The organism is Paenibacillus sp. J22R232, from assembly GCF_056269165.1.
The window spans coordinates 207,372-229,788 of the sequence record NZ_JBWDNK010000007.1 but is presented as its reverse complement, the minus strand read 5'-3'; the positions used below and the strand labels follow the sequence as shown (position 1 = coordinate 229,788).

The following is a 22,417-nucleotide window of genomic DNA, read 5'->3' as shown; positions in this document are numbered from 1 at the left end:
GTTAAATCTGTATACAATATACATAAGTGATGTCAGTAATTATAACATCGGTATTTGCTATGTACAATGTTTTTTTATGAACATGCTATTCGAAGCACTTCAGGGTTATATTATCTCACATGTATAGTAACGTACATTTGCTTGTATAACGTTATGATCAGGTGTTAAAATAGTAAAAACAACGGATGCCGGACTTTACATAACTATTTAATTGCGACATCGCCACATAAATAACAAATGCAATCACCTTTACCCGTTAAAGGTAGAAAAGAGGTCTCCGCATGCAAGCGCCAAAATATCAGTCCTTAAAGGACCATGTTTACGAATATATTGCACAAAAAATACAAGACGGCACGCTGCTCCCCAATCAAAAAGTAAATGAGGCGGAGATTTGCAAAAAGCTGGATATTAGCCGTACGCCAACGCGCGAGGCTTTGTTCCAGCTATCCTCCGACAATCTTCTGGATTATTTGCCAAGACGGGGTTTTACCGTCAAAGCCTTTGATCCCAAGAAAAAACTGGATTTTTCTCGTATTATCGGCGTATTGGATGCGCTTGCAGCTACGTTGTGCATCGAGCAGCTGAGTGATTCGGATATGAGTGCGATGGAGAGCATCGTTGATAAGATCGACCTGGATATCAGCCGCCAGCATTTCTTAGACTATTATATGGACCAATACAACTTCCATGACATTTACATAAAGAAATGCGATAATCCCGTGCTAATCGAAACGCTAAACTCTTTGAAAAACAGCTTCATTCGCCAGTCTTACGCAAGTGAAGACAAGCAGAAGCTTGCTGACGTTCTCAAGGAAGTAAACGCGGAGCATCGCAAAATCTTAGAGCTGTTCCGTTCTAAGGACAAAGAGGCCCTGGAATGCACGCTGAAGCATCATTGGCGCATCATTGATACAGAAATGCTATAACATACGCAGTCGCAAAGTCCGTTCTCGAAGCTTGCGGCTCTCGCTTTGCACGTAATAGGAGATTGCAAAAAACCTTCAACTCCGCTTAATCGCGAGCTGAAGGTTCTTTTATGCGTATAACGGGATACTATTCCGAAGCAGCGCCTCTCCTTGTGAAACGCTACTTCGCCGCAATCAGCTTGTTGAATTCGGTTAACGGCAGCGGCTTGTGATAGAAGAAGCCTTGCGCCTTATCGCAGCCCAGCTGTCTAAGGCGATCCCGCTGCTCCTTTGTTTCGACCCCCTCGGCAACGACCTGCTTCTGCAGATCATGTCCCATGGACACGATCGTCTTCACAATCGAGAGTCCTCCCTGATAGGCATCCATATCCGTAATAAAAGACCGATCGATCTTAATGATGGCTATCGGCAGCTGCCTAATCACGCTTAATGAGGAATAACCCGTACCGAAATCGTCTATTGCAATATGAATGCCTAACGCAACAAGCTCATCCAGCATCTTTCTCGCTACGTTCAGGTTGTTGACGACCATGCTCTCCGTTATTTCCAAGCATAAGCGATCGGGCACCAGCCCGCTTGAGCGCAATATATCCTGTACCTTGTTGACGAAATCGGGCTGCATGAATTGACGGGAGGAGACATTGACCGACAGCATGAAATCATCCCAGCCCTGCTCCTGCCATAGCCTTCCTTGCTGGCATGCCTCCGCGATGACCCATTGGCCGATCTCGTTAATTAACCCGGTCTGTTCCGCAAGCGTGATGAATTCTCCAGGATGCACGATGCCAAGCTCAGCAGAATGCCAACGGATAAGCGCCTCCGCCCCAATCAGCTTGCCCGTCTCCAGATCAACCTGAGGCTGGTAATACAATACGAACTCCTTGCGCTTAAGCGCCTTTCGCAGATGCTTCTCCAGCCTGACATCCCGCTGTACGAGCGCAATCATTTCGTTCGTGTACAAGCGATACTGATTGCCTCCGCTATGCTTCGCGTTATACATCGCAATGTCCGCTCGTTTAATGAGTCCGGCAGAGCTGTCATCGTCAAACGGATGAACGCTGATGCCAATGCTTCCGCCCAAATAAAAATCTTGGCCTTGAAGCGAGATGGGCAGCTGGAACACTTGATGAATGTTCTCGGCGAGCGACACGATTTCGTCGTATTCGTCCGCTCCCCGGATTAATATAATAAACTCGTCGCCGCCTAGACGGGCGAGCAGATGCCGTTTATCTACGCTGTTGTGCAGCCGCTTCGCCACTTCATTCAAAGCCTCATCCCCGTATTGATGGCCGAGAGTATCGTTGATAAGCTTAAAGCGATCCAAGTCAACGAGCATGACGCCAAGCAAAGCCTTGGAGGTCTTCACTGCTTCCAAAGAAGCTTCGAGCTCTCTATTGAAATGATAGCGGTTCGGGAGCTTAGTCAGCATATCGTGATGAGCCATGAAATGGACGAGTGATGCCTCTTCCTTCTGCTGCGTAATATCCCGGATGACGGCAAGCACGAAGAGCTGCTCGCCTTCAGCCATCAACTCGGTATCCATCAGAATGACCCGCTTCTTCCCTGTCCGGTCTACAATGGCAATCTCACGGTTGCGCCATGCCCCTTTGGGGAGTGATGCCTGATATTCCTCCGCTAGGCTTGCCCTCTCGCTCCCGTCAATGAACGCGGCTAAAGAAAGATTCTGCACTTCATTTTCTTTCTTATAGCCAAGCACCGAAAGCGCGCCGGGGTTTGCTTCCTTAATAATCATGTGTTTGTCGAGCATCATAATCGCGGTCGGTGAAAACTGATAGAGCAGCTCGTACTTCTTTTTGGCAGACGGCAATATATCATACTTCATATAAATTCGCAGCGATATGCACCAGATGATCGTAGCTAGAAACACAACCGAATCGGGTATATAGAAATAAGGAGCAAACGAGACGACCGCCACCGAAACCAGAATGGTAACCAATTGGTAATAAAAATTCGCCTTAAAAAGCACGATCCACCGCTGGCGCTCGACGATGCTTGTCGCTCTGCTCCTCGCAGCTAGGCAAATGACGATATTCACAATGGAGATTACGATCATCAATCCGAATATGATATGCATGGCTGGAGCAAACAAAGCCTGCTTCCATAGCTCCTCGGATTTCACGCCCAGAAAGAAAAATCCCGTCCCTTTTACAACGATAAGAATGCCATATAATACAAGCGGAAAAGCAGAAATGATAATGCGGTTAGCATGCGATATTCGGTGGTAAGCTTTCGCGGCAGCCAGATGCAGCAGCAGACCAAAGCCGGCAGCGGCAATGGAAACCGGATAGATGACATATGCCGCAAGATTCAGCGTATACGCCCCGGGCAGCAGCTGCTGCACATATTGAAAAAAAATCATAACCGCAAGCGAGGCTGTCGTAAGCGAAGCAAGCCGATTCTCCATATGTTTAGCATTCCGCCTAATGATGACCAATGAAGTATCAATTAAATAGATGACAGGCACGATAAATAATAGCAAAAGCAGTATAGGTTGATAGTCGCTCATATCATGTTGCCACCTCGCTTTGTATGAATAGCACTTAACTGATGCAGCATCACCACATAATCCTATTCTTACCGCTGCGTTTTGCCGAATATAGCGCTTTGTCTGCCAGCTGGAACAGCACATCGCGCGTCTCCCCCGCCTGCAGCTGATGAAAGCCGATACTAATCGTTACATGGTGCCCATCCATTTCTGCGAATCGCAGGCGCTCGGTTTCTATCCGAATTCGCTCCAGCCATTCAGCGACCGCTTTTCCGCTCATTTTCGTAAAAATAATTGTAAATTCCTCGCCGCCATAACGTGACGGAACGATGCCGTCCTGCGAGCAATCGCGGAGCAGCTTCCCTACTTTGCGCAATACGGTATCTCCAACCGCATGACCGTATGTATCATTTACTTGCTTGAAGTTATCAATATCGACTATAGCAAGATGAATCGGCCAGTTATCTCCCTCTTCAACCGCTGTCCGCATTCGTTCTTGAAACGTTTTATGATTCTCCAGACCGGTCAACGCGTCCAAGCTTGACGCCTCGTGGACAGCCTGCTGCTGCAGCCGATGCTTTTTCTCGCTTCGCAGGGCGGTCTTCTCTTCCCTCATCATTTGCAGCCCTCGATTAACGATGCCAAGCGCGGCAAGCGTAACGATAATAAGAAAGGAAAAGCCCACTGCCTTCTGCGAAAGAGAGAACTCATAGCGGTAAACAGGAACGGTTGTCATAACGAGTAGATAAGTAATCATCGTAATCCAGCAAGCGAATATCACCTTGCCGTAATTAAAGTGCAGAATCGAAACCAATATGGGCAGAACCATTACGATTTGTACGCCCGTCACTTGCGGTGAGGATAAAGCAAGCGTAATGGCGGCAAAGCAGGAGCCCAAAAAAATAATAATATAATCCTGCAAACTGCTTTTTAGGCGGTAAATCAGTTCCGCTACAATTAATGTTCCAAACAGCAAGCTGTTTCTGAGGAGCACCTGCTTCTCCAAAAACGCAGGCAATCTCTCCGGGTTGTCGTTAGCCACGAACAACCAAGTCATCATTACGGCCGCTATGGAGAGGAGGCTCATCGCCCAATAGCAGAGCCGCATCATATTATTCCAATTCGATAAATGTTTAGGAGCAGTGAGTAATTTTCTCATCCGTTCGATCCCCCCTTTGAAGCGGCGAGACGACACGGTTTTTTCCAGCGCGTTTTGCATCGTATAAATAACCGTCCGCCAGCTTAAACAACGCGCTTTTTCCAAGTTCCTTGCTGTACTCAGCTAACCCGATGCTGATTGTCACGCGCTGGCCCCCAAGCTGGGGAAAGTCTGTTGAGGCAAGGCGCTCCCGAATCCGCTCAAGCAGATCGCGGCTTTCCGCCATTGTCTTGCCAGTCAGGAGCAGAACAAACTCCTCTCCTCCGTACCTGGCAGCTATGTCCTCGCTTGAGATCGAAGACTTCAGCAGCAGGGCGGTTTCTTGAAGAATCGTGTCTCCGACATGATGACCGAATCTATCGTTAATGCTTTTGAAATTGTCGATATCCAGCGCAGCTAGCTGGAGCGGCATATCATACGCGGCATGCTGTTCGGTGAGCGCGGTTAAATATTCTTGATAGGTAATATGGTTATACAAGTTCGTAAGGTGATCATACTTGGAAGCATTCTGCGTGGAGACCGAGTCGATGAAAGCTTCAATCTCCGAGCTTACCGCCCTCTCAAGCGATTGCTGAAGCTCTTTTCCTCTTTTCAAGATGCCAAAGCCGATCATGCCTGTTCCGGTAATCATGCCAAGCAGGGCAATTAAATCATAATGGTTAATTTGCGCCCGTATGGAATCGCTGACCATCAAAAAGACAAAAAGACTGCCCATCGTGAACAGTACCGAGAACCATAGCCGCCGACTGCTAAGATAAAACAAAGAAACGATAATGGGGACATCCAGGCTCACATATAGGCCGTCTACGTTTTTTCCAAATCCGAGCATGATGACCATGGCAAACACGTAGCCGATTATAATAAGAACATAATCGAAATATGACTTCAAATAGCGAATGAATGCTTCCGCTATCAACAAAGCGCTAATTAAAGACGCTGCCGTCATGAAATAGCGGGGAGGAAATATATAGCTCCTGGACCATACTTCCAATCCTACTGAAATGAGGTATATGCTTTCGGCTAATATCAGAACGAGAGCAGAAAGCACCCAGTAGAAGGACAGCACCCAACGATTCCATGACCGATTATTTTTGTAACGGGTAAGCGCCAGCGTTAGTCACCACTTTGCGAGTAAATTTGACAGTTTATGCTTTTCACAATATTATCCATGCAATATGACTATTATAGTGCTTAACTATCGGCAGGACAATCAATTATGAGAGATTTCATAGTGTTCCAGACCCAAATGCAAATCAGATTCGGATCAAAATAAGAGACCTTTTGCCTACGCCATTCCGCAAAACACCTCAAACGCTCATGGGAGTGTAATGCAAAAAAGGCGATCATGCAGCCTATTGCTCTGCAAGATCGCCCTTCTATAACCCGCTCCGCTTATCGAGTCTTCTTGTTATGTCTAATCCTGCAGGAAAAATTGCATCGTCATATCCGAGAAGCCGGGCAGGTCCTCATGTCCGAAGTCTGGATATATTTCCAGTTTTTTTTGCGCCGTTATTTTGTTATACACGGCAAACTGCGTTGACGGCGGACATATCGTATCCATCAAGCCTACGCCGAACAAGACTTCGCCGCGGATGCGCGAGGCTAGAAATTGGATGTCGATGTAGCCAAGCTTCGTGAAAATTTCTTCCTCCCGTTTATGCTGCGGATCAAAATGGCGGAAGAAGGTACGCAGCTCCGCGTAAGCATCCTTGGCCAAATCCATTTGCCATACCCGTTTATAATCGCTTAAGAAAGGGAAAACAGGCGCGAGCTTCTTGATTTTTGGCTCAAGCGCCGCGCAGGCGATCGTTAACGCTCCTCCTTGAGAGCCTCCCATTGCATATACCCGCTCCGGGTCCACTTCGGGACTTTGGATTGCAATCCCCGCAAGCTGTGCCGTATCAAGAAAAATATGGCGGAATAGTAGCTCATCGGGATGATCGTTCAAGCCGCGTATAATATGTCCGTTCAGCGTAGTTCCCTTCACGCCGCCGGTATCCTCCGAATAACCGCCTTGACCGCGGCAATCGAGGGAGAAGAAGGAGTAGCCTAGCGCTGCATAACCGAGCTTATCATGCCAAGAGCCTGAATGGCCGCTATAGCCGTGGAACTGTACAATTGCGGGATGCGGCTCCGACACGTTTTTGGGCTTTATGTATTTGGCATGAATTCGCGCGCCGCGTACGCCTGTGAAATACAAATCATAGCATTCCGCGTAAGGAACCTGAAAGCTGCTCGGGACAAGCTCGATTTGCGGATCAACGGCCTTCATCTCCGCAATTGCCCTATCCCAGTACGCATCAAAATCATCAGGACGCGGGCTAACGCCCTCATAGCTTTTTAATTGATCCAACGACATATCGACTAACGGCATTTCAACTACCTCCCATAATGTTGAGCAGATCATAATCGATGCTTTCCGTTTGAAAGCGTTACCCTTATTCTAATGGAAATCAAAAAAAATGGAAGTGTATGCCTTGTGTTTCTATAAAAAACAACAAACGTAAACGGCTGCCGCCCTCCTCTGTGGCAGAAGCAGTCGTTTCGCGGAGATAGATAAACAGATTTATATGTGAAAACATATAGATGCTTATCTATTAAAAAAAACCGCAGTCTTCACCTTTCGGCAAACCGCGGCCTATCCCTTTGCAACCGATTTTAAACGCGAACTATTTCGATGTATTCCTGCTTTTAACCGGCGTTCCGCCTTTAAAAGCCGTACTGCCTTTTGTCATGTTGGCGCTCTTCGCATTCGGCGCGCCGGCTGCGTCCGGCTTGCCATTCTCGCCTTCAGCGCTCTTTCCGTTTTTGTTTCTGCCAAACACTTTTTTCGCTAATTTCTTCTTTTCCCCAGCTTGCCAGCGGTTCCAGCCCTTCTTATCCGTCCCTCTGCCTGTCCCGCCTTTACCCTTTGCACCGCTCATATCATCACTCCATCATGTCTTCTATGCCGAGTTAACCTTCTTAAAATGCAGCTAAAGCATCTTTCCGAATCTTGCTCCTCGTTATCATTACTAATCAGTATACCATTAATTAAGCGCTTAGATTCTTATGCAAGCCCATAAAAATGAATTTCATGCAGAAATGCTGTTTGGCTTCTTAACGAGTCCACACATCGTTCGGAAGTTCCTTCCGAAGAACAGGCATGACTTCTGCCGCAAAACGCTCCACTTGCTCGCGCTGCTCAGGCTCCGTTAAGCCATCCACGCTTATGCTTAGCACTTGGTTTCCGAACGACTGATGATAGTTTACTATTTTCTCAATGACTTGCTGGGCGCTGCCGACGAGTGAAGGACCGTTTTTGATCGTATCCTCCAAATCCGTGAATGGCGATTTATTATGCTGTGCGGCGCTCGTAGCCTGAAAGGCGTCATAATACGGCCGGTACCGTTTAATCGCTTCCTCTGCCGTATTCGCCAAATACAAGCTGCCGGCTCCCGAGCCTACTATTGCTCGCCCGGGATCATGCCCGTAATATGCGAGACGCTCACGGTAATGATCGATTAACGCTTTATATTTAATCTGCGGATGAAAGCTGTTGGACGAGAATATCGGCTCGCCATGTTTGGCTGCCAGCTCCGTCGAGAGCGTGCTTGAAGCGCTTCCGTGCCATATTGGAATAGCAGACTGAAATGGCCTTGGCTGCGAGGTTGCATGATGCAGCGCCGGGCGGTAACGCCCCTCCCAAGTTACGTCCTCCTCCTGCCACAGACGCTTCAGCAGCTCATAACGCTCTGCCAGCGAATCCCACTGCTCCTCTTCCGTTATGCCGAACAACGGATAATGCCGTGGATCGTTTCCTTTCCCGATAATGAGCTCGAGTCTTCCTTCCGACAAATGATCGAGCGTTGCATAATCCTCTGCGACGCGGAACGGATCCAGCACGCTCAATACGGTTACTGTCGTCAACAAGCGAATGCGCGATGTTCTAGCCGCTATTGCGGTTAGCAGGACAGGCGGTGACGAAGACAGAAAAGGAGCTCCGTGACGCTCCCCGATTCCATAGGCATCAAAGCCTAGCTCTTCAGCGAGCATGGCCTGCTTGATCGTGTTTTGAAATTTCTGTTGCGTCGTAAGCAACTCGCCCGTTACTGCATTCGGTATATTCATGACTAAGCTGAATAATGCAAATTTCATTGCGCACCGTCCTCTGTTATTCGTTCCTTCTTGTCTCTGCAAGCCGGATTGTTGCGATTGGTTCAAGATTGAAGCTATCGTAGCATGGCGTAATTGCAAGCAACAAGCCTTTTCTGACTATTCCGATTATCATACTATTCTATATACGTATTAATAATTTCAATCCGTGGCTATTCAAAGGAAAAAATCCTAAAGCCTACGTATGCTAATCTTCATTAGCACGCATAAGCTTTAGGATTTTCGTGGTTGGTTCGCTCCATTGCGTCATACTCAATAAGCGTGTACCGTATTGCTCATTATTTTACATACGATGTCTTGATGACGCTCCGCGCGAACGATAATGGCCTTTAAAGCCGCCAACGTCTCCCGCGCATGCTCTAGGTAGCACTCATCGCCAAAAAACATGTACAGTCTCATATAATCATTGTATTCATCGAGCCATTCATTGAAGTAAGAAGAGGTCATTCCCATCACTCCCTTAATTCGATTATAGATCACGAACATTAATCTTTCCTGAGTAAATCATGAAGAAAAGTTAAGATAATCTAGCAGATCGTATATTTATATTATATTTCTTAATTTTCAGAATATTCCACTAATAGTTTGCATGTCCTTAAAACCCTTTGTTTCCCCTCCTTCTATTAAATAGGAAATATCGACAAATATAAATAGAAACTTCCGTAGCAATTGTTTCCTATTTTACGAGATTTGATACCTATGAACGGTATTGACCTAAGCTGTCAACCGTATGTATGATGAAACAGCAGATACAATGATGGCGCTTGCAGAAATGATGCTCCCCGGAAAATGAAGACACCCTATCATGACCATCATTAGAAACTATTGGAGGTTTAAGCATGACCGTAATCGAACAGAACGCAGTCGTATTATTTCAAGGGGACAGCATTACCGATGCCGGCCGTAACCGCGGCGACGGAGCTAACCTTGGATCAGGCTACGCCAATCTTGTTACCGCATTGTTCAGAAGCAAATATCCCGAGAAGCAGGCTGCATTTCTGAACAGGGGCGTATCTGGAGACCGCGTCGTAGATTTGGAACGCAGATGGGAAGAGGATTGTCTTGCGCTGCATCCAACCTGGCTGTCCGTGTACGTAGGGATCAATGACACATGGCGCCGCTTTGACAGCAACAATCCAATCAGTACGGAAGAATATTATGTTACTTACCGTCGCCTGCTTCATGCAGCGAAGGAGCAATTAAACGCTAATCTCATCCTTATTGAACCTTTCGTGCTGCCAGTCAACGATAGCCAGAAGCAATGGCGCGAGGATTTGGATCCGAAGATTCAAGCGGTCCGCGAGCTTGCCGGGGAATTCAAGACGCTGTACGTTCCGCTCGACGGCTTGTTCGCTCAAGCCGCAACCCAGACAGGCCCAGCTTATTGGGCGCCGGACGGCGTTCATCCGTCACCGGCCGGTGCCGCGCTTATTGCGCATGCATGGCTGCAAGCTGTCAAGGCATAACGCAAGTCCTCTATCCGCAATATAAATACAAAAGGAGCGCTCCCAAGACGATCGCTAGGGAGCGGCTCCTTTCATGTTTTCCTTATGCAGACAGCTTTAAAGGCCTGCAACTCGGCGCATGAGGCAGCCCAGCTGCGTTTATTGGTCAGCCGGGTAACGAAGTCCCCATTGCTTTCTAATCTCATCTAGTGTAGCCATGATCGTCAATGTCTCGTCTAACGGGATAATCGAGCTCTCAAGCCTGCCCTCGCGGAGCGCGTTCATCGCTTCCTCCGCTTCGAACGCATATCCTTCTGCCTCACGGTTATCGACGAAGGATTCTGCGTCAGCACCCTTCGCATGAAGGCTTGCCGACTTCGCGAATAGGAAGTTCGGAACATGGATGTGTCCCTTTGTTCCATAAATGTACGCGTCGCTAACCATGCCCAGCTGAACAGCCCCATTCAGCGCAGCGGTACGACCGCCCTCATATTCGAACAGCAGCGAGAACTGCTCGTCCACTCCCGTTTTGCCGATGCGGGCGCTGCTCATGATTTTGGCTGGCGCTTCGCCATAAATTAACGAGGCGAAGGATACCGGGTAAATACCGGCATCAAGAAGCGCGCCGCCGCCTAGCGCAGGATCAAGCAAACGGCTCTCCGGCGCCCAGCCGATATCAAAGCCGAAATCCGCTTTCACCATACGAACCTCTCCGATTTTGTCCGCTGCGATCCATTCCATCACTTTACGAATCGGCGGAAGAAACCGCGTCCACATCGCTTCCATCAGGAATACTTTTTTCTCCCTGGCTAGTTCAATGATTTCCTTTGCTTCAGCAGCGTTCATCGTGAACGGCTTCTCGCAAAGAACGGCTTTGCCTGCGCGAAGCAGCTCAAGCACGTTTTCTTTATGTATCGGATGAAGCGTACCTACATATACAATTTCAACCTCGGCGTCTTGGGCCAGCTCGTCTACGCTCCCGTATGCACGCGGAATATTGAATTGCTTGGCGAATTTCTCCGACTTCTCCAAGTTCCTCCCGCCAACGGCAACCAGCTCCGCTCCAGCTGCAAAAGCCAAATCGGCTGCGAATTTAGATGAGATCCAGCCTGGACCGAGAATTCCCCATTTAATCGTTTGTAGAGACATTAATCCATTCACTCCTCTGAATAAAATAATGAAATGTATTGCTACTCTTAATTATACAGGTCATCACACGGAGAAAGCGAATACATTTGTGATCGCAAATCGCTCCCCGACTGATTCCCACACTAATTATTCCTCTGCTTAGCTGCGTGCAGCCCCTACCCAATCGATCGCATTTCTTATGGTTGCTTGATAGTCAGGAAGCTGCAAGACATGAAGGAAATGCCCTGGCGTCAGCACGCATACCCGGCCTTTTCCTTGCTCCCTTATCCAACCGGCCGGCTGCGTTCCATGCACGGACTCCGACTGCATAAACACTTGAATACGCTCGTCGATTACTTCCATAAAATAATGCTCATCATGCACCGTATAGGAGCCTTGCTCTATCTCAATTCCTAATTCCTTATTCGTTCGAACAATCGTCACCGGACATGCCTCCGGGTGCTGCTCGAAGACACCGCCAATTAGCTCATAGAATAGAGGCTCCGTACGATAGCCAACCGATCCCGCATGAAGCACGAGCAGCCCCTTGCCTTCCTCCACGTAGCTTTGGAATTGCTGCTGAATATCCAGAGTCAGCCATGGCGTTTCGTCGACAGCCGATACTTGGTTTGACTTGGCAAGCACAACCGCGTCATGCTCATCCATCCACTCCCGCGACCACTCCGACGCATGCTGAATATAATGAAAGGTATGCCCCTCGCCAAGGAGCTCCAAGCCTTCCTTGATCAGCTTGCCCGAATGCCAATAATCGTCGCAAATCACACCTATTTTCATTTCTATATCCCTCGCTTCCAATTGTGGTAAGCCTATCTCAAGTATAAACGTTTTCACCCCGTATCGCTTCCTATATAATCTTTCGGCCAGCCTCACCGATGGGTCACTTTGGCAAATACGAGGAAGAACAACATGATTTCTGCCAAAATAACGTGAGGAGCAACGGTTATGCTCATATTTAAAGCAAACAAGACGCCTAACAGTACAGTTAACCCGGTAACGATGCTTAGCTTTGGTTTTAAATGCTTGTAGCGGTAGGCATAAAGGACAAACATGACCGACCACAAATACAACAGCACCGATGCGAATATAAATCCGACCATGAACCGGTAATCAAGCTGGTTAAGATATAACAGCTGGATGGAAGCGGCAATCATGCTTAGCGACAAATAAATAAACAAATGTCCATACATGATCGTCTGGCCTGCTGTCCGCTTTGCTTTATCCACGTTTTTCTCCACGTTCTCGAAATACTGCCACCATATGCCTATGACCAACACGAAAGCCATTGCAGCAAATAGTATGGAAGAGCCTGTTAACTTATCGGATTGCAATACGGCAAGCATGCTTATGACCGATTCCCCAAGCAGGATCAATGTAAAAAGCGCGAATCTCTCTAATAAGTGCGCGGTGTGTACCGGTGTTTTCACCAAATGCTTGCGGCCAATAAGAGGAACTAGAATATCGATTGCGATGCCTGCATATAAAATCGCGTATCTAATCCATGAATCAAAAAAGAGTGAAAAAGCAGAGATGATGATGCCAAGCCAGAAATATTTGCCGAAGAACCTAGCCGTTTCCTGCCGGTTAGACACTTCCACCTTTTGCGTAATCATATATTGAATCGCGGTCAACGCCCTGGAGCCTATATATCCTATAAAAAACGGAATGTAATTCGAATCGAAATCCACGTTCAGGCTGGCCGTCATAATTAGAACAAAAAACAGCTGAAGAATCATAAAGACGCGGTGAGAAGCAAGGTCTCGCCCAAACCGGTTGTTATAGACCGTCTGCCCTACCCAAGCCCACCAGATCGGTATGAAAATAAGAATGAATTTGGAGAGATGCTCCAGTGAGATAGTGCCATGCTCAACATGGAGCAGCACATGCGTAGCTTTGGATATGGCAGCCACAAACAATAAGTCATAAAACAGCTCCAGCCACGTAACCTTCTTTTCTTCCATTCCTCGTCGGCCTCCCTTTATCGGTTGCGCCAGCTTATGGAATCTATTGCAAGCATTCCCGCTGCGCGTTAATATCTTTAATTGAATTATCTTAAATTAAAGATATACGAATTTTCGCTCGTTGTCAATGTCCTTTTCCCAAAATATTATCGTCATGTCTAGACAAGGATAAACCAGATCAACGCTCCTGTCAGCAGAAAATAAAAAGTAAGACTGACGTGAATTCATTAGGCTAACGAACAGGATAGCTCCATCGCTTCGCGAATGTTCAGATATGTTTTTTTGCGGCGCAATGCATATAATGAGTTATAGTACATGAGACAGCCCGCCTGCAGAAAAGAAAGGATGTAATGATGTACCGAGGAAAGTTACGAAAAATCACCATAATGCTGCTAGCATTATATACCGTTTTGACCCTCTATTTTTTGTATATAGGCTTCGACAGAGCTGCTTTTCTTCAAAGTTCCAGCATTCGATATAGTCTTATACCCGAAGGAATTCCATTGCATTTCCCAATGGGAAGGGACTTTCAAATTTGGTTTTTTGAGCTGGGCAACTTTATAGCTTTTATACCTTTTGGGATTGCCATCCCACTACTGTTTCGTTGTAATTTCATTCGATTTATAACCCTATTTATTCTGTCCATTACGGTTCTTGAAATCTTACAAATGCTTTCTCGGTTAGGTTCCTTTGATATAGACGATATCATCATCAACACATTAGGAGCGGCGGCAGGATTCTTGGCACAGCGGTTAGTGCACCGTGATCGAGATACCTTTAAAGGGATCTGCCGAATCATTTTAACAGCCATTGTCCTTTCTATTGGAGTGACTGCCATTGTGGGTGGCATTAATAATTACTTAGAAAAGGGAGGCGGCGAAGTCGTAGCCCTGAATGAGCTTACATTAAAAGAGGGGTCTGTACGGTGGGATGAAACCCTTTTAAGCTTTACGGCGGTCCTAGAAAGGGTTGAGCCTCAAATCAATATGTACAGTAGAAAAAATACGAGAGCTAACGAGTTTACGTATCTTTTAAATGGAAAATTCACAAAAATGGCTGGCTATGTCGCTATACCGGATGATGTTATCGATACTGCAAGCAAAGGAAAAAGTGACATCATCTTTATCGCAGATGGCACAGAAATGTATTCACTGGGCTTATCGGCTAAAAGCGGCGAGAATCAGCTTACCTCTTTTCAGGTCCCGTTAAACGGAGCCCATGAACTTACCATTAAATTAATGAACGATGATTCGAATCCGTCTACAAATGCCGTGATGTGGGACATCACTCTTACAGAAGCCAACACCGGACAAAAGATGATTAACCGTATTAAAAAGAAATTAAGATCACTCTTCTAACTCGTGTCGCATCAAGGGAATAAAAGAAATGAAATAAGCTTCTCTCCCATATAAGAGAAGCTTATCTTCATTATTATTTTTGTTTTTGGATTCAAGCCGAACATAATTGAATGCCTTAGCGTATATTTTCGTTAAAATGCTGGCAGGCTCTGACAAGCTTATTACATGCTGGCCTTCTTTCGGCTTACAAAAACTTCTGCAAATTGCGGAAGCTGATCGCCAAGCTTTCGAATGGATCGCGTCTGCAAACATCCTGCTCCACTACGTACCATTCCACGCCGATTTCTCTGCATGCCTCAATAATCGCTTTGAAATTCAGGTTGCCCTCTCCGATCTCCGCGAACACTTGCTCATAATCCACGATTTCCAGATCCTTGAGATGCACGACGCCCATGCGTCCCTTTACCTGATGTATGGCATCGACCGGATTCACCCCGCCGACATGGACCCAATAGGTATCCAGCTCAAAGCCTACGGCTGCAGAATCCGTCTCCTGCTGCAAGATATCCATGCCCGTTCTGCCTTCGAATTTCTGGTATTCGAATTGATGGTTATGATAAATAAATTGCAAATCATGCTCTTGCAGCTTCCGGCCGATTTCCGTGGCCGTCTTGGCGAAATTAACATATCCTTCCGCGCTAGCCCGGTTCTCATCAGGCAAGCTGCCGAGACCCACGTACTTGCAGTTCCACAGCTTATGCTTCTGAACGGTATTGTCGAAGTCATGAAGCAAGGAATCAAGTCCGACATGCGTCGCGCAAATGCGAAGACCCGCAGCGTCAGCAAGCTCTTTCACCTTCTCTGGCGCAATGGGGCCAATTCCCGATACTTGAACCGCTTGATAACCGATATCTGCTACTTTTTTGAGAGACTTCTCCAAATCTGCTTCCGTCTTGCAATAATCACGCAACGTATACAGCTGCACTGCGATATTCGATAGGTTCATGCCTTCGCCGCCTTCTTCATCTATTAGAATATTAGAAAAAAATCAAGTAACTTATACTTATTGTAGCATTAGAGATGAAAGCGCTACTTTACTGAAATTAGCCAACATGGGGGTGCCACTTGATTATAATTGACCAATATAGAGCTGCTAGCAAGCAGCGTAAAAAAAATAGCGCAAGAGTTGTCATGCACAGCTGTGCATGAAGCATCCTCTTACGCTATGAACACAGCTCTGCATGAAGCCCCTTCTTACGCGATGCGGTTTTGCCGAATTATCCTTCGATCAGCTTTTTGTAAGCATCCATCTGGCGCTGCAGCTCGGCAAGCACCTTATCGTAGCCGGCTGTTTTCAGCTTGCTGCGGAATTGCTCGACTGCTTGCGCCGGATCGCCAGCTTTTCCGTACGTGATCGCTGGGCCCATCTCGCCCGATACCTGCGTAATCGCTGTCAGCTCAGCCTCAACCGGCGTTTTGTCGAATACGAACTGGCCATACGGGTAAGGTTTTTTGATTTTATCGTATTCGGCGTACATCGTTTCTTCAAGCTGATCCCATGTCGTTACGCTCGGAATTTCGAATTTGTCGACACGGCCGCCCCAGAAGTCTGCATAGAACGCATCCTTCGCCTCGTCGTAGCCTTCTGGCTGAACGCGCTTGCCGTCCTTCACTTCATATTGAACGCCTTCCAACCCATAGTTGATCAGGTGGTAGATTTCCTCATCGTTACGGATCAAGTCATAGGCCATAAGTGCACGCTCAGGATTTTTGCTATGCGCACCGACCGAAGTCCCGCCGTGAGTAATGGAAAGCTCCGTCAGATTGTTGCCTCCAGTGCGGGCGAACGGAAACATTTGCAGCTCGGAGCCTGGCTGATCCTTATCCATCTGTACGCGCAAGCCGCCAAACGTTTGGGTATGATGCTGGTCGAGACCAGACAAGCCGGCACGCAGTGCCGAGCGATTATCGTTTTTGTTGTTCAGTACATCCTCCCGCCAGTACCCTTTATCGGCCCATTCCTTCATTAGCGTAGCGAAGTTCAGGAACGTGTCCTCGAATACGGGACTAACGACTGTATACTTCTCATCGAACGACTTGGTCGTGAACACCGGCAAGTACCCGGTTGAGATCGGAAGCTCAAGCTGGTCCGTATAGGATGCTGCATAGCCGCCAAAAGTAGAAGTAGCCGCAACAGCGTCCCATGGCACAACGCCTTCTTTGTTATCCTTTACGAATTGAAGATATTGGCCAATGCCCTGCCAATCTTTGATCGGACCGGTAATGCCCGCTTCCTTCGCCCAATCTCCGCGGTAGAAGAACCCATGGTTAACCCACTGCGTATATTCATTCTCCGGAATCAATACGATATTGCCATTGTACTTGCTCTCTGCCCAGTCCTCTTCCGGAACAGAGTTCCACGTCTGCGGCGCATACTCCGGCAGCAGGTCATCCAGGTTCATGAATGCTCCGCGCTGTGCGTTGCCCCAAGTATCCAGCCAGTCCGTGCCGATCGTGATTAGATCGATCGCTTCGCCGGACGCAAGGAGCAGATTGTATTTCGTTTGCCAGTCCGCCCATTCCACCCATTTCCACTCAAGCTCGGCATTGATCTTTTCCTTCATTTTTTTGTTTACTTCAGCCAGCACCTTCTCGAACTGTCCGTTCTTTGGCTTGTCGCCGAGAACGACGTAGCTGACTTTGACGAACTTCGACGTATCCGCTCCCTTTGTGCCATCCGTTGTATTCGTGCTGCCCTTGTTGCCCGTTCCCTCGTTTTTGCCGCCATCTTTGTTCTCGCCATTACTGCCTGAGCATGCTGCAAGAGTGAAGATCATCATCATCGCAATCAACAGAGCGGAAACCTTCTTTACGCTGGACATCGCACTTCTCCCCTTTACGTTCATAAGTCGGGCATCGCCCGTTATGTGAAGTGGCCGGATTGCGGCCCTCGGCACATCAGCCTTTTACGGCGCCAACCGTAATACCCTTGATGAAATACCGCTGCACGAACGGGTAAAACAGAATAACGGGTCCCGTTGCCACGACCGCTGTCGCCATCTTCATGGATTCCAGCGGCATATCGCGAAGCTGCACATTGGACGCGGCGGACGAATTGCGGATGAAATCCGCGCTTGTCACGACGTTGTACAAGAACAGCTGGAGCGGACGGTACTTCATATCCGGCGAAAGGAACAGCATGGAATTGTACCATTCATTCCAATAGCCCAATGCGATGAACAAGCCGATTGTTGCCAAGGCCGGCGTTGTCATAGGCAGGATCAGCTTTAGGAAAATCGTAAAGTCGCCTGCTCCGTCGATTTTGGCCGACTCCGTAATCGCATGCGGGATGGAGCGGACGAAGCTTTTCATCATAATAATGAGAAACGGGCTAAGCAGGCCTGGAAGCAGCACGGCCAAGTAATTATCCTTCAGCGTCAAATATTGCGTCATCAGCAGGTAGAAGGGGACGAGTCCGCCCGAGAACAGCGTCGTGAAATAGATGAAGAACGAGATGCCGTTCCGGTAGCCAAAGTCCGGACGCTGCAGCGCGTAGCCCGTCATCGCAACGAGGAAGAGCCCCAGTGCCGTTCCGGCAATCGTGATTGCCATCGTAACCATGTAGGAGCCGATAATCAGGTCCGGATTCTCGAATACGATTTTGTAAGCAAAGGTGCTGAAGTCTCGCGGCCAGAAGTTAAAGCCGTATTTCTTGATCGCCCCTTCCGCCGTCAGCGACGTGCCGAGAACGAGCAGGAACGGAAGCAGGCAGCATAGCGCAAAAAACGAAATGAACAGATAGCCGAATAGTTTGACGAATATTCCGCTCATATCCGTTCGGATACTCCGTGAATCTTCCCTGTTTTCCATAGCTGTCACCTCCTAGAATAACGAGTTTTCGGGCGAAGCCTTGCGGACGAGCCAGTTGGCGGTCAAGACGACGACAAAGCCGAATACGGATTGGTAAAGGCTGACGGCGCTGCCGATCGAGAAGTTGAAGTTGGTCATGAGCGACCGGAACACATACGTTTCAATAATATCGGTCGTCGGATACAAGGCGGTATTGTTCGCTCCGACAAGGTTGAAAAACAATCCGAAGTTCCCTTTAAGAATGCCCCCGAGCGAGAACAGCATCAGAATGATGAAGGTCGGCTTCAGCCATGGGAGCACGATATAGATGATGCGCTGGAATGCGTTGGCGCCGTCAATTTCCGAAGCCTCGATAATTTCATTGTCCAGGCCCATGATCGCTGCGAAATAAATGATGGATCCGTAACCCGTGGACTGCCAAAGGAAGGTCAGCACGATGATAAATGGCCATATTTTCGGATCGGAGTACGTCTTGACCGGTTCCATGCCAAGCGATTCCAGCAGCGTATTCAATATGCCGTAATCATAGCTCAGAATGTTGTAAGCAATGAGGCCGATCAGTACGGCCGATATGAAATGCGGGAGAAACATGAGCGTTTGCGTCACTTTTTTAAACCATTTGCGGCGAATTTCATTCAGAAGAATAGCGACGAAAATTTGCAGCACATTCCCAAGCACGATGAACACCAAATTGTAGGCGACCGTATTGAACGATAGCCGCCATAAATCGCCGTTTATGACGAGGAAACGAAAATTATCGAACGCCACGAACGGGCTTTTGAATATGCCGTCGGAGTAATTGTAGTTAATGAACGCTAAATACAAGCCAGGCATGGGCAGATAGGCAAATATAACGAAAAAGGCAATGGCCGGCAAGCACATGAGCAGCAGCGTTTTGTTGTTCCAAAACCGCTTCAGCTTGCCGCCTCTCATTCGCTGCAGCTTTCTCTCCGGCTCTCTACCTACTATGGTCGGTTGCATCCTGTTTCCCCCTCGCAGTCATGGACTAGACGGATATGAACGTAATGGCTTCCAGCCTTCCTTGTTGCTCGCGATCAACCGCCTCTAACAGAATCGCAAGCTCACCCTTGCCTGCTTTGTACCAAGCGCCCGGCAAATAAAAGCAATCCGGTCTGCCTCCCGTTAGCACGGGTCTGCTCTCGCCGCCCGGCAGCCAGAGGCGGCCTACGATCCGGTCTCCAAGAAATACGGTAAGCTTAAGCCCCGTGCCGGTTACCTGAGCCCGCCAACCCGCTTGCGCCTCCGAATTGACAGTCGATGCACGCAGCCACGCGGTCTCGCCTGGCTCTAATGCAACCGGCAATTGTACCGAGCTTCCCTCTTCTCGCTTACTCTCGGCATGTGCCAGAAGCTCCGCTTCCTCCGCGCCCTGCACGGACCAGCCTACAGCCTCTATTCCTTCATACACGTACACCCGTCCGGATGGAAGACCAAGCACCCGCTCGACAAATACGGTAAGAACCACATGTTCTCCTGCCGTCACATGCTCCGAAATATCCACAAAGGGATCGAATGGATGAATGGCGCCTACGTCCTTGCCGTCTACAAACAGCCGAGCCAATGATTGTAAGCCTTTAAAGTGCAGCGTCCACGAATCGGCGCTCTTAGCGGCACGGAACGTTTTGCGGTAGTATTCAAATGCGGGATGATCGGGCGACATCCAGCCGCCAAAGCTGATCATCGGCCATATGCTGTCATCCTGTACCTCGATCAGCTCCCTGCGCAAGCTCCGCTCCGCTGCGCGATATACGCGCCAATTGCCGCTAAGGTCACGCACCTCCGTAATCGCGGATATCCCCTTCAAGCCCTTCATCGCATGAAGGCGAAGACCGGGAAGCCGAGCATCGTCGAAGTTGGAATGCCCCCAAATTTCTACCCTTGCATGCAGTTTTCCGTCTTGCATGGTATGGACCAGCGGCAGATAGGCGCTGCCTCCGCCAGAAACCGCCGTTCCGGCATATTGCCCATCCGCATATAATGAAATGACGTCGCTGCCCTGCCGAATAAGATAACCTTGCACGATCTCTCCTTTCGTCAAGGCGACGGATGCTTCGTAGCCGGCAATGCCGCGGTATATGCCTGCCTCTTCCAGATAGCCGGCTCTACCTAAAGCCATTCGGCGATCGGATGCATGCAAGTCTAGCAGCGAAGCAGCTTGAAATTCTCTTAGCGTCCAGTCGCTCGCCGCCTCCTCCATTTGATCCGGGTAAACGAGCGGCTGTCCTGCTATTACGTGGCCTTCCTCCGTTATTCCCTCCATATAAAGCGCTTTCATTCTATCGGTAATTAATAGCTTAAACGCGGCTCCATCCGCAGCAACGACCGAACAGCAGCTAGCATCCAGCCCATCAAAGCTAATCGTCAGCTTCCCGTCCGACCAAGCCGACGCCGCATGGACCGCGTTCACGCTTTTTGGTTCATTCATCCGAATGACGATTTCGCCGCTCCCGTCCGTATGGAAAGCGAGACTTGTTCCTGCAGCCGATTGATCCGCGTAATACAGCTCAGCCGTCGAGCTTTGCAGTACGCCTTCAATGTCCCATAAGCTGAGCGGAACTTCAACGGGAAGCGCCAGCGACCTGCCTGCCTGGAGCGAAAAGCTGCCTTGTTCAGCAGCTTTCGTCCCGTCTGCAGCCGAAAGCCTTATTCGTTTGTCCCGCTCATCCAAGTTCGTGACGAATAGGAGGCTTCCCCCGCCGCTTAGCTGAAGCGTGAAAGGACCCGCGATGCCCTGACGGTCTCCGGATATCGCCCACGTTGATGATCCTTCTCCTTCTGGCAAGGCCTGTGCAAGCGCCGCGCCATAAGCCGCAATCATTCGGCCCAACAACCGCCCCTCGTAGGCTTCCTCACGTATATGTCCTTCCGGCGAGATCATCCCTCCAAAATCATAATCCGATGTCATAAACGCCAGCGGCTTACCCCAATTGTTCGTCGCGTTCGTAAAACCGAAGTCCGTACCCGATACCTGCAAATAAGGGCCGAGCAGCTTCGCTCCGCAGGATAGCAATCTTCTCAGCAGATAATGCGCTCGGTTCGTTTCCGTTACAAGCAGCGGATACCCGAGCTTCGCCAATGCCTGGCCATAGTGCAGCACCTTTTGCTCAAATTCCGCATCCCGGTTGTCAGGGTAGAAGTTGCAGCTTGGCACGACGTTGCCCGCTAGCCCCGACGCCTGCAGCAAACCGCCTTGTCCGGCGCAAGCGAACAATGGAACCGTAATGCCATGGCTGAGCGCCATATCCCGCAAAGCGCTAATGTACCCCTTGGGATCATGGCAGTCAAAGAAATCAAGCTCGTTATCCAGCTGCACGCCGATTACCGACCCGCCTTCGCCTGCTTGCTGCTGCTTTAACAGCGGCAGCACTTGATCGAACCACTTGGATACGTAGCCGAGGAAATCCGCGTCATTGTCACGGAGCTTCACCCCTTTGGCCAGCAGGTAAGCCGGCAATGCTCCTCCATCCCACTCGGAGCAAATGTACGGTCCGGGTCTAGCCACTACGTACAAGCCCGCTTCCGCAGCCTCTGTTAGAAACGCGGCTATATCGCGCTCTCCGCTGAAATCCCATTCCCCTTCTGCCCTTTCGTGATAATTCCAAGGAAAGTACACGTCAATGCTGTTATAGCCGAAGGCTTTGAGCTGCTCCATCCGCTCCCGCCACAGCGCTCGCGGTATGCGGAAATAAAATAATGAGGCACATAGCAATACTTGCGGCGTTTCCCCGATTCTTACGGCATCCGCATCGAAACGTACAGCTGGTTTCGCTTCCGTTTTCAAAAACATGTGGCACCCTCCCAAAAATTCAGCTTAAAATGCGAAATATGCGAAATATGTAACCCGTTTCATGAAACCCGTTACATTTGTAGGAAAAATAAATACACGCCATGACCGGTAAAAACAGAATCTGATTCTGTACGGTGCTCTGA

At 48.7% G+C, this 22,417-nt stretch carries 17 protein-coding genes and 1 pseudogene; 3 read left to right on the top strand and 15 right to left on the bottom strand.

What is annotated here, in order from left to right; translation table 11 throughout:
• Positions 1-281 precede the first annotated feature (281 nt).
• Complete coding sequence (locus AC0YN3_RS21160) at positions 282-926, top strand: GntR family transcriptional regulator (RefSeq protein ID WP_475776941.1); 645 nt, start codon at positions 282-284, stop codon at positions 924-926.
• Between the two features lie 160 nt (positions 927-1,086).
• On the opposite strand, the gene AC0YN3_RS21155 is transcribed toward AC0YN3_RS21160, so the two are convergent.
• From AC0YN3_RS21155 to AC0YN3_RS21125, 7 genes and pseudogenes are all read right to left on the bottom strand, one after another.
• The gene (locus AC0YN3_RS21155; protein WP_475776940.1) at positions 1,087-3,453 is read right to left on the bottom strand and encodes a putative bifunctional diguanylate cyclase/phosphodiesterase; all 2,367 of its coding nucleotides are present in this window, start codon (positions 3,451-3,453) and stop codon (positions 1,087-1,089) included.
• A gap of 49 nt (positions 3,454-3,502) precedes the next feature.
• Positions 3,503-4,591 (bottom strand): GGDEF domain-containing protein, encoded by a 1,089-nt coding sequence (locus tag AC0YN3_RS21150; RefSeq protein WP_475776939.1) that lies wholly within the window; start codon positions 4,589-4,591, stop codon positions 3,503-3,505.
• Positions 4,566-5,657 (bottom strand): GGDEF domain-containing protein, encoded by a 1,092-nt coding sequence (locus tag AC0YN3_RS21145; protein ID WP_475776938.1) that lies wholly within the window; start codon positions 5,655-5,657, stop codon positions 4,566-4,568. The genes AC0YN3_RS21150 and AC0YN3_RS21145 overlap by 26 nt, the downstream gene beginning before the upstream one ends.
• Positions 5,658-6,005: 348 nt before the next feature.
• The gene (locus AC0YN3_RS21140; RefSeq protein WP_475776937.1) at positions 6,006-6,965 is read right to left on the bottom strand and encodes an acetylxylan esterase; all 960 of its coding nucleotides are present in this window, start codon (positions 6,963-6,965) and stop codon (positions 6,006-6,008) included.
• A 460-nt stretch (positions 6,966-7,425) separates the two neighbouring features.
• Positions 7,426-7,515, bottom strand: a pseudogene (locus AC0YN3_RS21135) (DUF3934 family protein); the annotation flags it as partial.
• 175 nt (positions 7,516-7,690) lie between these two features.
• Positions 7,691-8,728, bottom strand: coding sequence for an LLM class flavin-dependent oxidoreductase (locus AC0YN3_RS21130; RefSeq protein ID WP_475776936.1), 1,038 nt, complete (start codon positions 8,726-8,728; stop codon positions 7,691-7,693).
• 270 nt (positions 8,729-8,998) lie between these two features.
• Complete coding sequence (locus AC0YN3_RS21125; protein ID WP_475776935.1) at positions 8,999-9,193, bottom strand: hypothetical protein; 195 nt, start codon at positions 9,191-9,193, stop codon at positions 8,999-9,001.
• A 392-nt stretch (positions 9,194-9,585) separates the two neighbouring features.
• Here AC0YN3_RS21125 and AC0YN3_RS21120 point away from each other — a divergent pair, with 392 nt between their 5' ends.
• Positions 9,586-10,212 carry an SGNH/GDSL hydrolase family protein gene (locus AC0YN3_RS21120; RefSeq protein ID WP_475776934.1) on the top strand — a complete coding sequence of 209 codons (627 nt, stop codon included), beginning with the start codon at positions 9,586-9,588 and terminating at the stop codon, positions 10,210-10,212.
• Between the two features lie 138 nt (positions 10,213-10,350).
• On the opposite strand, the gene AC0YN3_RS21115 is transcribed toward AC0YN3_RS21120, so the two are convergent.
• From AC0YN3_RS21115 to AC0YN3_RS21105, 3 genes are all read right to left on the bottom strand, one after another.
• Positions 10,351-11,340, bottom strand: a complete 990-nt coding sequence (locus AC0YN3_RS21115) for a Gfo/Idh/MocA family protein (protein ID WP_475776933.1) — start codon at positions 11,338-11,340, stop codon at positions 10,351-10,353.
• A 138-nt stretch (positions 11,341-11,478) separates the two neighbouring features.
• Positions 11,479-12,114 (bottom strand): ThuA domain-containing protein, encoded by a 636-nt coding sequence (locus tag AC0YN3_RS21110; protein WP_475776932.1) that lies wholly within the window; start codon positions 12,112-12,114, stop codon positions 11,479-11,481.
• A gap of 92 nt (positions 12,115-12,206) precedes the next feature.
• Positions 12,207-13,298: a low temperature requirement protein A gene (locus AC0YN3_RS21105; RefSeq protein WP_475776931.1), complete on the bottom strand. Its 1,092-nt coding sequence runs from the start codon at positions 13,296-13,298 to the stop codon at positions 12,207-12,209.
• Positions 13,299-13,648: 350 nt separating this feature from the next.
• Here AC0YN3_RS21105 and AC0YN3_RS21100 point away from each other — a divergent pair, with 350 nt between their 5' ends.
• Entirely contained in the window at positions 13,649-14,656 is a 1,008-nt protein-coding gene (locus AC0YN3_RS21100) for a VanZ family protein (RefSeq protein ID WP_475776930.1), read from the top strand.
• A gap of 184 nt (positions 14,657-14,840) precedes the next feature.
• Here AC0YN3_RS21100 and AC0YN3_RS21095 read toward each other — a convergent pair whose 3' ends face one another.
• The 5 genes from AC0YN3_RS21095 to AC0YN3_RS21075 form a co-directional block, all read right to left on the bottom strand.
• Positions 14,841-15,602 (bottom strand): sugar phosphate isomerase/epimerase family protein, encoded by a 762-nt coding sequence (locus AC0YN3_RS21095; protein ID WP_475776929.1) that lies wholly within the window; start codon positions 15,600-15,602, stop codon positions 14,841-14,843.
• Between the two features lie 271 nt (positions 15,603-15,873).
• Positions 15,874-17,478, bottom strand: coding sequence for a DUF3502 domain-containing protein (locus AC0YN3_RS21090; RefSeq protein ID WP_475776928.1), 1,605 nt, complete (start codon positions 17,476-17,478; stop codon positions 15,874-15,876).
• A gap of 76 nt (positions 17,479-17,554) precedes the next feature.
• Complete coding sequence (locus tag AC0YN3_RS21085; RefSeq protein ID WP_475776927.1) at positions 17,555-18,466, bottom strand: carbohydrate ABC transporter permease; 912 nt, start codon at positions 18,464-18,466, stop codon at positions 17,555-17,557.
• 12 nt (positions 18,467-18,478) lie between these two features.
• Positions 18,479-19,399 carry an ABC transporter permease gene (locus AC0YN3_RS21080; protein WP_475776992.1) on the bottom strand — a complete coding sequence of 307 codons (921 nt, stop codon included), beginning with the start codon at positions 19,397-19,399 and terminating at the stop codon, positions 18,479-18,481.
• A 73-nt stretch (positions 19,400-19,472) separates the two neighbouring features.
• Complete coding sequence (locus AC0YN3_RS21075; RefSeq protein ID WP_475776926.1) at positions 19,473-22,274, bottom strand: beta-galactosidase; 2,802 nt, start codon at positions 22,272-22,274, stop codon at positions 19,473-19,475.
• Between the last annotated feature and the right edge of the window lie 143 nt (positions 22,275-22,417).